Genomic DNA, 12,469 nt, shown 5'->3' with positions numbered 1-12,469 from the left:
AATCTGAAACATATTAGATTCAGCTTTTTTATTGTAGCGAGCAATAAAATAATGTATCCTTAAAGGAATCGACAGTTTTTTCATTCAGTAAAGGAGTTAAATGCATTGTTAGATTATAAGTTATATGAACATGCGAATTCGGATAAATATGTAGTGCTCATTCATGGTATGGGTGGAAATTCTAGCATCTTTTATAGTAATCTTAAATCCTTGAAAAAACATTTTAATATACTGGCTGTTCATCTTCACGGACATGGAAAGAGTCCGAGTGTAGAAGATCCCAAACATTTTAATATTGATGTAGCCGCACAGGAAGTGTTACATGTACTCGACCATTTATTCATTAAAAAAGCCCATTTTATCGGCATCTCTTTAGGAACGATTGTGATTCATTCGATCTTTAAAATAGCGCCGAAACGGGTGTATTCAGCTGTGATGGCTGGAGCGATCACGCACTTCAACCTCTTCTCAAAATTTTTGATTAAAGTTGGAAAAATGATTAAATCATTCACTCCTTTCTTATGGATTTATAAGCTTTGTGCCTATATTATTATGCCGGGGAAAATGAACCGCAGATCGCGCTCCTTATTTATTAGCCAGGCGACAAAAATGAAGCGTCCAGACTTTCTTGCTTGGTTCGACTTAGTGGATACGGTAGAAGAGGTGTATAGAGGGGTACCGGAAAGCTCAAAAGGCGTACCGAAGCTATACGTTTCCGGAGCGGAAGACCATTTGTTTATTAAGCAGCTTCAAAAGGATATTGCAGAAGATCCATATGCCACGTTTACATTAATTAATAATTGTGGTCACGTATGCAATGTCGAAAAAAGCAAAGAATTTAATGAAGTTTCTATTGATTTTCTGTTGAATAATGGAAATGAAATTAAAGAAGCGCAGTAATAAAATAAAGTGAAACTTCAATCAGTGGGGGGCATCCCCCACTGATTGTTAGTTGAACCGATCGGGCGTTTACGGGCTGTTGATCCCTCCTCAACGTTGAGGGGGGAGTCTTACAGCCCGTTAATGCGGGAGAAATGCATAGCTTCTTCACAAAGGTGGAGGAGCTTTCGTTTTTTTATTAAATCGTAACAATTACTATTTACAAAACGGAATCATTTCGATATAATTTCATACAGTTAGCAGTAGGAATGAGGAGGAGAATGGATGAAACGAATATTTTCAATGATTTTTATGCTATCAGCGATCATGCTTATTATAGCCGGGTGTTCAACTGAAAAGGTAGGAGAGACTAAGGAAAACAAGAAAGTTAACGAACAAAACGCTCCATTACAAGTGTATACAACGATCTATCCTTTAACGTTCTTCACTGAAGAAATCGGTCAAGAGTTTGTTGAGGTGGAAAGTGTCTTACCTGCAGGGGTAGATGCTCATACATATGAGCCGACACCGAAAACGATGATCAATATTGCACAATCCGATTTATTTATGTATAACGGTCTAGGACTAGAGCCTTTTGGAGATAAAATACAAGAATCGATGAAAAATGAAAAAGTTAAAGTGATCGAGGTTGGTAAAACCCTCGACCTAGATGCCCATCAACAAATGCATGCTCATGAAGAAGAGGTGGGACATGAGGAGCACGGTACTCATGAACATGAGGATCATGGTCATGATGATGGTCATAACCATGGAGGTATCGATCCTCACGTATGGATTGATCCAACATTAGCGATACAAATGGCGGAAGTGGTGAAAAATCAGTTAGTAGATCTTCAACCTAAACATAAGTCCGAGTTTGAAAATAATTTTGAGTCGTTAAAACAAAAATTATCGACGTTAGACGAGCAATTCCATGAAATGGCTGATCACGCTAAGCGTAAAGAATTTCTTGTGTCTCACGCTGCTTTTGGCTACTGGGAAGCTAATTATGGTTTAAAGCAAATTAGTGTAGCTGGTTTATCTCCAACGAACGAGCCTTCACAGAAGCAATTAACAGAAATGGTGGAAACAGCGAAAGAGCATCAGATTAAATACGTGATTTTTGAGCAAAATGTGACGCCGAAAGTGGCTAAAGTAGTGCAAAATGAATTGAATGCAGAAGCGTTACAAATTCATAATTTAGCGGTATTAACAAAAGAAGATGAAGCGAACAAAGACAACTACATCACTTTAATGGAAAACAACATTGAAACATTGAAAAAAGCAACAGAATAAAGATCAGAGCCTTGCCTCTTCTAAGATGAAGCATCACATGTCATAGGAAAGAGGCAAGGTTTTTTGCTACGTGAAAAATCTTCCTTGCTGTTTGGAATACTTTTCCTACGGGTTTGGCATGATAATAGATAGCCGAATGGAACAGGAGGAATTAAATTGACTAGAAAAACATTATGGGAACAAGAGGTGAAGCTCCCTTCATTTCCAGCTCTCGATCAGATGGTATTTGCAGATGTTGTTATTGTGGGTGGCGGTATTACAGGGATTATTACCGCTTATTTATTAACGAAAGCAAAGAAAAAAATTGTTTTAATCGAGGGATCACAGCTTGTAAACGGAACGACGGGCCATACAACTGCTAAAATGACAGCTCAGCATCATTTAATTTATCATGATCTTATGCAAAACTTTGGCAAAGAGCAAGCGAAGTTATATTATGAAGCGAATCAAGAAGCGATTGCTTGGGTGAAACAAACGATTCAGGAAGAAGCGATCGATTGCGACTGGATGGATGAAACAGCTTACGTATATACGAATTCAGAAAAAGAAGTAGAAGCTGTGAAGCAAGAGGTACAAAGCTATGAAGCGCTAAGCATTGATGGGTCGATAGCGACGACACTACCATGGAAAACCCCTTTTAAACAAGCGGTGCAAATGAACGGTCAAGGGCAGTTTCATCCGCTTAAATTTTTACTTCCGCTAGTACAGTTTATTACAGAGCATGGAGGAGAAATTTATGAGCATACTGTGGCAAAAGATATAGAAAAAGGAGAAAGACCTGCTGTCATTACGACAGAGGGGATGAAAGCGGTAGGCAATGAAATTGTAATTGCGAGCCATTTCCCTTTTTATGATAGCGGCTTTTATTTCACGAAAATGCATGCCGATCGTTCTTATATTATCGCAATCAAGCCACAAAAAGCAGTTCCAGCCGGAATGTATATAACAGCTGAAAAACCGATCCGTTCTGTGAGAAGTGCGATGTACCGAGGAGAGGAAGTGTTGCTCATCGGTGGAGAGGGACATAAAACAGGGAAAGGGCAGCCGACAGAAGCGCGGTATCAAGCATTAATTGATTTCGCAGAAAAAGAGTTTGGGATGAAAGAATTATTATTTACTTGGTCGACACAAGATTTAATGACGCTAGATAACCTTCCGTACATTGGTAAAGTGAATAATGCCGAACATATTTACACCGCTACTGGCTTTAAAAAATGGGGGATGACATCAAGTGTTGTCTCGTCGTTGCTCATTTCAGATTTAATTTTAAACAAGCAAAATCGCTATCAAGAATTATTTTCTCCACAACGCTTTAAAGCGGCCCCTAGTTTGGGGAATTTTGTGAAGCAAAATAGCGATGTAGCCGCTCAATTTGTTAAAGGTAAGCTGGACTATTTTCTGCAAAATAATGAGGAGTTACCGGCTAATACAGGCATGGTGATCAATTGGAATGGAACGAGAGCAGGGGCGTTTAAAGAAGAAGATGGCACGGTCCATCTTGTGGATACGACATGCACGCATTTAGGGTGTGAATGTGAATGGAATGATGCCGAAAAAACATGGGATTGCCCATGCCACGGCTCTCGGTTTTCTGTATCAGGGGAAGTGATCGAAGGACCAGCGATCGAGCCATTAAAGAAGTTGAAGGAATGAAAAAATCGTCCTCTGTATGAAGGACGATTTTTTTAGTATTAAATAAGACCAGTGACATCAAGAAAGACGATGATAATGATGATCGGTACAACAAAACGTAATAGTAGCAGCCATAAAGCGAACCAACTTTTTACGTTTCCTGCACCTTTGGATAATTCTTCAATTAGCAGTTGTTTATCCATCTTCAATGGGACAAAGATCGCGATTAAAAAAGCACCTAAAGGCATTAAAATATTACTGACTAAAAAGTCTGCTGCATCAAAAATGCTTTTATTAAAGAAAGTGATCTCACTGAGGACACCGAATGATAGAGCGGAAGGGATACCAGCGATAAAGATCAATAATCCAATGATCCAAGAAAGACTCTTTCGTTTCGTTGAATCTCCTTTGGCGATCGAAGCAACGATAATTTCGAGCATCGAAAAAGCAGATGTAAGTGTAGCAAATAAAAACAGTGCTAAAAATAAGATTAAAAACACTGAGCCGAAAGGGATTTGTTGGAAAATTGAAGGTAGAACGATAAATAATAATCCTGGTCCTGCTGTCGGTTCTACTCCCAATGCAAACACGGCTGGGAAAATCGCTAATCCTGCTAGCAAAGAAATAAAGATATTTAAACTAGCAATAGAAACAGCTGATTTAGGTAAATTTTGTGTTTTATCTAAATAGGAGCTGTATGTCACCATGACAGAGACTCCCACACTTAATGAGAAGAAAGACTGCCCCATAGCAAACAATACACCTTCAGAAGTAAGCTTCGTGAAATCAGGCTTTAAGAAAAATTCCACTCCGTTCATTGCTCCATCTAATGTTAATGAGCGAATAATGATCGCAATAAAGATGACGAAAAGAGCAGGCATTAAATATTTGTTTGCTGCTTCAATTCCATTTTGAATACCACGTGAGACAACGATGATCGTAATAAGTAAAAACGCTAATTGAGCGCCTATTGACCAAAGTGGGGATGAGATCGTTTCTCCAAACAGCGAAGCAAAGTCGCTTGTTGCTTGAAGTTTACCAGTTACTCCAAATAATAAATACTGTAAGATCCAACCGCCAACCACACTATAAAAGGATAAAAGGATAAAACATGTAATTACTCCAATATATCCAGTCACTGGCCAAAACGATTTAGGAGCAATATGTTCGTAAGCCCGAATCGCTTCTTTTTGCGTGCTTCGACCAATGACGAACTCCCCAAGTAATAAAGGAAGCCCCACTAATGCAGTAAACAAAAGAAAGAGAAGGAAGAAAGCTCCACCGCCACTCGTGCCAGCTACATAAGGGAGCTTCCAAATCGCTCCAATCCCAATAGCAGAACCGGCTGAGGCTAGAATAAAGCCAATCTTTGATGTCCATTGTTCAGTTTGATTCATTGTTAAATCTCCATTTCTCTTCTTAATATTTAATCATCATATACTACTTTAATTAAATAGAAAAGAACATAATCGCATTTTTCAAAAAAATCCTGCGTTCATATCATTGGGAAAAATAAAGGGAAAAGGGTAAAGTGATAGTAGACGAGGAAATTGATTGTGAATGGAGAGGAACGTTTATGAACGAACAACAAATTTACGAGACAATTAATAACCAAAAACAGTTCTTTCATACAGGAGAAACGAAAGATCTTACTTTTCGACTAAAGGCACTTCAGCAATTAAAGAAAATAATTGTACAATATGAGCCGCGAATTATGGAGGCGCTTTATCAAGATTTGCGAAAAAGTGAATTCGAAGCGTATGCGACAGAAGTCGGTTTAGTATTAGATAGCATTAATTATGTATTAAAGAATCTAAAGAAATGGGCAGCTCCAATCAAAGTAAAAACACCTGTCTATCAATTGCCAGCGAAGAGCTGGATACAGTCAGAACCGTATGGCGTCGCTTTAATTATCGGCCCTTTTAATTATCCGTTTCAGCTTGTGATTGAACCATTAATTGGAGCGATCGCAGCTGGCAACTGTGCGGTCATTAAACCGTCTGAACATACACCTTATACCGCTGCTTTAGTGAAAGAAATGATCGAACATGCCTTTGACTCGAGCTATATTCAAGTGATTGAGGGAGAGAAAGAAACGACATCTACGCTCATTCATGCCCCATTTGATTATATTTTTTTCACAGGGAGTGTACCAGTAGGAAAAATTGTGATGGAGGCAGCGAGTCGCAACCTTGTTCCATTGACGCTTGAGCTTGGAGGGAAAAGCCCGGCTGTTATTGATCGGACTGCTGACTTACAAACAGCAGCGAAACGAATTGTTTGGGGAAAGTTTGTTAATGCCGGACAAACTTGTGTCGCACCTGACTATTTACTCGTTCATCATAATATTAAAGAAGATTTTCTAAAACAATTGAAGAAAGAAATCATTGATTTTTACGGAAAGAACGCTCAAGAAAGCCCTGATTACGGCCGAATTGTGAATGGGAAACAGTTTGATCGTTTAGTGGAGATCCTCGAAAAAGACCGATCTAAAATATTTTATGGTGGCGAGTTTGATCGAAACGATTTATTTATCGCACCAACGATTTTGCATTCGGTTGATTGGACGGATGCTGCGATGCAAGATGAAATATTTGGACCGATCTTGCCGGTATTGAGCTATCAAGAGTTAAATGACGTCATTACCGAAGTAAATAAACATCCGAAACCGCTGGCGTTGTATGTATTTACAGAAAATGAAGCGGTAGAGGAGAAGGTTTTATCTGCAATTTCCTTTGGGGGAGGTTGTGTGAATGACACTTTGTCTCATGTAGGAAGTCCTTATTTACCATTTGGTGGAGTGGGCTCTTCAGGTATGAACAGTTATCATGGAAAGCATAGCTTTGACGCCTTTTCTCATCAAAAAAGCGTAATGAAAAAAAGTACGAAGCTCAGTCATTCGATCGTTTTTCCGCCATATGGAGATAAAGTAAAATGGCTGAAAAAAATTATGAAATAAAGATTAGTTAAAGGGAAAATATTGTCCGCGTCGAATGACATTAATAAAGACAAGACTTTAACTGAGGTGAAGAATATGCCGGTGAGCATAGCTGATTTAAAAGTGCCAGATGAGTGTATACTGAATCAAGAAGAAGTGATTGTAGCAGCGGCGAATTATTTTGAGCAGATGGGTTGGCAAGTGGAACACGCCCTCTCGCCAACAGAACCGGATGTAGTGGCAAAAAAAGATCATTGGACTGTTGTTGTCAAAGCGAAAGGGTCAAAAAGCAAAAAGCAAAAAGCAGATGTTGTTTTTGATAATAGTCAGCTAAGAACTCACGTGGCTGATCAAATGGAAAAGCTAATGCGGTTTCAACAAACAGCAACAGCCCCAACCATTTTTATTATGGCAAACCCTAACGTTTATCGAATCAAGTCCATTACGAATCAAGTGTCATTAAGCTTGGATAAACTCGATATTGTTAGGATGTGGATCAATCCAAACGAGAAACCTGACTTTGATATCCCGAAACATTTGTATGCAATTGCTGAACAAGTTGACTTATAAGAAACAAGGGTTGACTCTTTTAAGTGTCATGAACACTTAGGAGTCAACCCTTGTTTTGTGTAATAGCAATATTACTCATCTCTTTTAGATAGACAACGATCGCACTCCATCAAGTAAGATTCCGCTTGCTCATGCATATGCTCACCGCACTCTGGACACATTTTTTGAGGCATTGTTCTAAAAAACTCTACTGGATTCATCATTTTACTCTCTCCTTTTATAATACAGTATTTTATATTTGCTTTCTGTTATAATACAGTATACGCACGGATGGTCATTTTGTAAACGATAAATTTAAATTTTCTGAAAATTAGTTCGATAGTACTGTTTTGTTATAGATCTAAAAAGCAGTTTGAAGGTGGTCGAATCATCGATGGATATCTTGTGCCATTCTAAGCTTGGATTGTCAGAAAATCAACGATATAGAACAATTCTCCTTGCTTTATTCTATATGAGATGTTATTATTAAATCAGTTGTTTAAGTTCGTTTCAAAAGAGAGCATTGTTTCAAATTGTTTTCGTCTTGAAATAGCAATAAACAGCAAGAAATGAATGAGCGTGTTTGCGCGAGGAGGAAATTACATGTTACAAGGTAAAGTAAAATGGTTTAATGCAGAAAAAGGTTTCGGATTCATCGAAGTTGAAGGACAAGACGATGTATTCGTACACTTCTCAGCTATTCAAGGCGAAGGCTACAAATCTTTAGAAGAAGGCCAAAGCGTATCTTTCGAAGTTGTTGAAGGACCACGTGGACCACAAGCTGCTAACGTAGAAAAACAATAATAAATGTATATAAAAAGAGGCTATCCAAAAAGGTAGTCTCTTTTTTTGTGTATATTTTTAATAAAACTAATTATTTGGAAAATTATATATATTTACTGGTTTTTATCCTATATAATGTAATTATTATGGGGATATTTAAAATGGGGGGAGGAGGATTTGGAGTTTGCTATTAATGAAAAAGCAAAAAAGTGGTTAACGAGCCATGGGTCTGTGTTAACGATCAGTTTTTTAGAAGCGGGCAAATGTTGTGTGAGTGTCATGGAGTTAGCTGTTCGCTTAGGTGAACCCGATGATTTAAGTAGATTTCAATGCTATACAGAAGACGGGCTTACGTTTTTTATCGAAAATGGTTTGAAGTTTAAAGAGGATCGAGTAATGATTTCTTTATCGATCTTCTCAAGAGTTCAAGTGCAAGGGGTAAAAAGGTTTTAGTGAGGTGTCAGTCATGAAGGGAACAAAGGATGTCCAGAAGGTTGTGCATGAATTAGCTAATATATATGTTCCTTTTTTTGATGTAGAACGAGGAGGAAAGGTTGGTAGCACGGATATCGCTTTTTCAGCTGTTTATAATCGAAGAGATGAGCGTTATATGTTTACGAAGAAAATCAAAGTGTGGGGAGTGGACAATCAACAAATCGTTTTTGCGACAGCTCCTAATTTAGAAGTAAACGAAGCGTATATTGATCGAATGATGAACGATATGATCGATTGTGCAAATGAGTATGTGAAGCCACATGGAGAACATATGTCTACCGTGTTTACAGGTATTATTATTACGAATCAACCTGTTACATCAGAAGTCATTCATATGGTATTAAAAATCAGAAAATTGAAATTTTTTAAGTTTGGTATTCAAGGGTGGGTGGAAATGTATATAGCGATTCTCGACCTTAGTCAAAAAGAAATTTATATGCATAAGAAAGGGAAATTATTTATTGAGCCTTTATATCATTATTTGAAGGAGGTAGAAGAATGAGTTTATTAACATTATTAACGATTGCAGGTATCATTTTTATCATTGCCTATTTTACGTACGGAAAATTTCTCGACAAGAAATTTGGGGTAGATCCAAATCGTCCAACGCCAGCAATTACGATGGCTGATGGGGTTGATTATGTGGCCGCCAGAAAACCGGTGTTGTTAGGGCATCATTTTGCGACGATTGCCGGAGGAGGTCCGATTGTCGGTCCGATCACGGCCGTTGTTTTTGGATGGATTCCAGCTGTTATTTGGATCATTATTGGTAGTATTTTCATCGGTGGGGTTCATGACTATGCTTCGTTACAGGCTTCTTTGCGCCATCGAGCGGAATCCATTGGCTCGATTATTAAAGAATATATGGGGAAAAGAGGACAAACCTTATTTTTAGCCTTTTCGATTGCGACATTGATCTTAATTGTCGGTGTATTTATTATTCTTGTGAAAGATACATTTGTCGCCGTACCACAAGCAGCTACTGCCTCTGTTTTATTTATTGGAATCGCCATGATTTTCGGATTTCTAGTTAATCAATTACGAATGAATTTCGTACTTGCTAGTATTTTAGGTGTTGCGGCAATGTTCTTTAGTATTTGGGCGGGAATCAATTATCCACTCGAGTTAAGTGGTGGAGCTTGGGTTGCTATTTTACTTTTGTATGCATATGTAGCTTCTGTTATGCCGGTTTGGATGCTCTTGCAGCCTCGAGATTATCTTAATTCATTCTTATTATATGGCATGATTGGCGGGGCTGCGCTAGGGATTATTTTAGCCAACCCAGAAATTAAAATGGCTGGCTACACAGGCTTTTATAATGAAACATTAGGGTTTTTATTCCCTATTCTCTTTATTACCATTGCGTGTGGAGCTGTTTCAGGATTCCACTCTCTCGTGTCATCAGGGACAACAGCAAAACAGTTAGATAATGAAAAGAATGGACGATTTATCACGTATGGAAGCATGCTTTTGGAAGGGTTTTTAGCCATTATTGCGATTGGAGCAGTGGCGTATTTATCACAAGTAGAGTTTACTGCTAGAATGGCTGAGCTTGGAGGTCCTATTGGCACGTTCTCAGCTGGCGTCGGTTTCTTTATGTCCCATTGGGGGATTCCTGAGGTGACAGCCACTACATTTACAGCTTTAACTGCTTCCGCCTTTTTAATGACGACGTTGGATTCCGCGACCCGCCTTGGAAAATATGCCGTGCAGGAGTTTGCGGAAAGTCGCTCTGTTATGTTTACTAATAATCATGTCGCAACCATTGTGGTTGTCGTCGGAGCAGGTGCTCTTGCTTTATCAGGTACTTGGAGTGCGGTATGGCCTTTGTTTGGTTCGGCCAATCAAATGCTTGGAGCGATTGCCTTGCTTGCGGTGAGTGTGTGGCTAATTAAAACGGGTGTAAAGGCTTGGTTCATTATTGTACCGATGATTTTTATGTTTGTTGTCACTTTGGCCGCTCTGATCGTGTTAATGCAGAAGAATTTCACAAGTGGAAACTACCTTTTAGCCTCCGCTTCATTTGCTTTATTCGTTCTTTGTATCGTCCTTGTGATTGAAGCTTGGCGTTCCTTAACGGCGGTGAGCGATGATACTTCAGTGAAAATTTAAATAAAAAGTACATGTATGGTAGAATTAGGAGCCCCTATCGAAATAAAAAAGGGGCTCTATATCCATTTAATTTACATAATATCATTATAGTGTATTTTTCTACATTTAGATTCTTTTTGTATTTTAATAAATAACATACTATAATAAGTGGAAAAGGAGGAATACCGATGATTAATGAACTTTTACCACCGAAACGGATTTTAATGGGGCCCGGTCCAAGCGATGTTCATCCGCACGTATTAAAGTCGATGGTTACACCGTTACTAGGGCATTTAGATCCGGCATTTTTAACGATTATGGATGAAACGATGGACTTGTTGCGCCAAGTCTATCAAACAAATAATAAAGCAACGATGGCGATGTCTGGAACAGGAAGCGCCGGGATGGAAACGGTGTTTGTTAACTTAATAGAGCCTGGTGACAAAGTGGTTGTTGGGGTGAATGGACTTTTTGGAGAGAGAATGGTCGATGTAGCCGAGCGTTGTGGGGCAGAAGTCATTCAAGTCAAGGCGCCATGGGGACAAATCATTGACCCCGAGCAAATAAAAGAAGCGTTGCACCAGCATAAAAATATTAAAGTAGTCGCTGTCGTTCATGCGGAAACTTCCACTGGTGTGAGACAGCCTTTAGAAGAGATTAGTCAGATCGTTCATGAACATGAAGCATTACTTGTATGTGATATGGTGACCAGTCTTGGAGGGTGCCCGACAGACATTGATCGTGTTGGTGTGGATGCTGCTTATAGCGGAACACAAAAATGTTTAAGTGCACCTCCGGGATTAGCGCCTGTTACGTTTAGTGCTCGTGCGGTTGATGCTATGGCGAAACGGACACAAAAGGTACAAAGCTGGTATTTAGACTTATCAATGATTCAAGCCTATTGGAGTGAGGATAGCGAGCGTTTCTATCATCATACAGCTCCAATTACGATGATCTACTCTTTACGTGAAGCGTTAAGATTAATCGTGAATGAAGGGTTAGAAAATGTATTCGCTCGTCATAAGCGATATGGTGATTCCCTTCATGAGGGGCTTGAAGCGATGGGATTAAGTCTTCTTGTAGACAAAGAGCATCGATTATCCCAATTAACTTCGGTCAATATTCCAGAAGGTGTAGATGATTTGGCTGTCCGTAAGCGCCTGTTGGAAAAATACAGCTTAGAAATTGGCGGAGGCTTAGGGGAATTAAAAGGGAAGATATGGCGAATTGGCTTGATGGGTTACAATGCTCGCCAAGAAAATGTTACATACATGCTAGCGGCTTTAGCGGATGTGTTAAAGGAACAAAAATTGTAATATTTATTGATAGACAAAAGATTATATTTTTTTACAAATAGTCTTATTTACAAATGGATTGAAAGCTGATACCGTAGGATTGTCAAAACACTTACCGAATAAAGGGGTATTCAAATGGCAATTTTTACGGATGAAGAGAAAGCATTAGAATGTACCGTGACAGATACAGAATGTTTATGGAAAAAGAATGTGATTAAGATTGAGAACGGATATTTAATAAGCAAGGGATTAGTGACAAATGTTCGAATTCCATTACATCATGTTGATACCGTCGTATATTCTATGAATCCTAAAAAACCAGCGCTTGTACCTGGTTTAAAGATTATTGGAAAAGGTGTTATACTAGCTGAAATGGACATTTCTGCTGAGTATATTGAAACAGTGCAAGATTGGCTTCTTCAAGTAATTGAAAAGGCGTAATTACTTTTAAAGATGCCAGGCTTCTCCGCGGTTCTTCTTTTCTTAAGAGAGAAAAATTACGGAGACAAAG

The 12,469-nt window shown here is 38.8% G+C and carries 13 protein-coding genes; 11 read left to right on the top strand and 2 right to left on the bottom strand.

Going from position 1 to position 12,469, the window contains the following annotated elements:
* The first annotated feature begins 105 nt into the window (after positions 1-105).
* From CEF22_RS11045 to CEF22_RS11035, 3 genes are all read left to right on the top strand, one after another.
* Positions 106-900: an alpha/beta fold hydrolase gene (locus CEF22_RS11045; RefSeq protein ID WP_232726108.1), complete on the top strand. Its 795-nt coding sequence runs from the start codon at positions 106-108 to the stop codon at positions 898-900.
* A 264-nt stretch (positions 901-1,164) separates the two neighbouring features.
* Positions 1,165-2,175, top strand: a complete 1,011-nt coding sequence (locus CEF22_RS11040; RefSeq protein WP_100402920.1) for a metal ABC transporter solute-binding protein, Zn/Mn family — start codon at positions 1,165-1,167, stop codon at positions 2,173-2,175.
* A 156-nt stretch (positions 2,176-2,331) separates the two neighbouring features.
* Positions 2,332-3,828 (top strand): FAD-dependent oxidoreductase, encoded by a 1,497-nt coding sequence (locus tag CEF22_RS11035; RefSeq protein WP_232726107.1) that lies wholly within the window; start codon positions 2,332-2,334, stop codon positions 3,826-3,828.
* A 38-nt stretch (positions 3,829-3,866) separates the two neighbouring features.
* Here CEF22_RS11035 and CEF22_RS11030 read toward each other — a convergent pair whose 3' ends face one another.
* Positions 3,867-5,204, bottom strand: a complete 1,338-nt coding sequence (locus CEF22_RS11030; protein ID WP_100402919.1) for a sodium-dependent transporter — start codon at positions 5,202-5,204, stop codon at positions 3,867-3,869.
* A 179-nt stretch (positions 5,205-5,383) separates the two neighbouring features.
* Between CEF22_RS11030 and CEF22_RS11025 the strand changes: the two genes are divergently transcribed.
* Together CEF22_RS11025 and CEF22_RS11020 are read left to right on the top strand one after the other, a co-directional pair.
* Positions 5,384-6,766, top strand: a complete 1,383-nt coding sequence (locus CEF22_RS11025) for an aldehyde dehydrogenase (RefSeq protein WP_100402918.1) — start codon at positions 5,384-5,386, stop codon at positions 6,764-6,766.
* 75 nt (positions 6,767-6,841) lie between these two features.
* Entirely contained in the window at positions 6,842-7,315 is a 474-nt protein-coding gene (locus tag CEF22_RS11020) for a hypothetical protein (protein ID WP_100402917.1), read from the top strand.
* A gap of 71 nt (positions 7,316-7,386) precedes the next feature.
* Here the strand turns inward: CEF22_RS11020 and yhfH are convergent, their stop codons facing one another.
* Entirely contained in the window at positions 7,387-7,518 is a 132-nt protein-coding gene (gene yhfH / locus CEF22_RS11015) for a protein YhfH (protein WP_094834265.1), read from the bottom strand.
* A 379-nt stretch (positions 7,519-7,897) separates the two neighbouring features.
* Here yhfH and cspD point away from each other — a divergent pair, with 379 nt between their 5' ends.
* The 6 genes from cspD (at position 7,898) to CEF22_RS10985 (ending at position 12,399) form a co-directional block, all read left to right on the top strand.
* Positions 7,898-8,098, top strand: a complete 201-nt coding sequence (gene cspD / locus CEF22_RS11010) for a cold-shock protein CspD (RefSeq protein WP_094834266.1) — start codon at positions 7,898-7,900, stop codon at positions 8,096-8,098.
* A 156-nt stretch (positions 8,099-8,254) separates the two neighbouring features.
* A complete protein-coding gene (locus tag CEF22_RS11005; RefSeq protein ID WP_100402916.1) occupies positions 8,255-8,530 on the top strand; it encodes a CC/Se motif family (seleno)protein in 276 nt (91 codons plus the stop codon).
* Positions 8,531-8,543: 13 nt separating this feature from the next.
* The gene (locus CEF22_RS11000; protein ID WP_100402915.1) at positions 8,544-9,074 is read left to right on the top strand and encodes a DUF8052 family protein; all 531 of its coding nucleotides are present in this window, start codon (positions 8,544-8,546) and stop codon (positions 9,072-9,074) included.
* Positions 9,071-10,684 (top strand): carbon starvation CstA family protein, encoded by a 1,614-nt coding sequence (locus tag CEF22_RS10995; RefSeq protein ID WP_100402914.1) that lies wholly within the window; start codon positions 9,071-9,073, stop codon positions 10,682-10,684. Before CEF22_RS11000 ends, CEF22_RS10995 begins: the two co-directional genes overlap by 4 nt.
* Positions 10,685-10,851: 167 nt before the next feature.
* Positions 10,852-11,979 (top strand): pyridoxal-phosphate-dependent aminotransferase family protein, encoded by a 1,128-nt coding sequence (locus tag CEF22_RS10990; protein ID WP_100402913.1) that lies wholly within the window; start codon positions 10,852-10,854, stop codon positions 11,977-11,979.
* Positions 11,980-12,093: 114 nt separating this feature from the next.
* On the top strand, positions 12,094-12,399 hold the full coding sequence (locus CEF22_RS10985) for a hypothetical protein (protein WP_100402912.1): 306 nt from the start codon (positions 12,094-12,096) through the stop codon (positions 12,397-12,399).
* Positions 12,400-12,469 lie beyond the last annotated feature (70 nt).

This window comes from Bacillus sp. FJAT-42315, assembly GCF_002797375.1.
Classification (GTDB): domain Bacteria; phylum Bacillota; class Bacilli; order Bacillales; family Domibacillaceae; genus Bacillus_CE.
The sequence above is the reverse complement of the archived record's forward strand: the minus strand, read 5'-3'. Positions and strand labels throughout refer to the sequence as shown.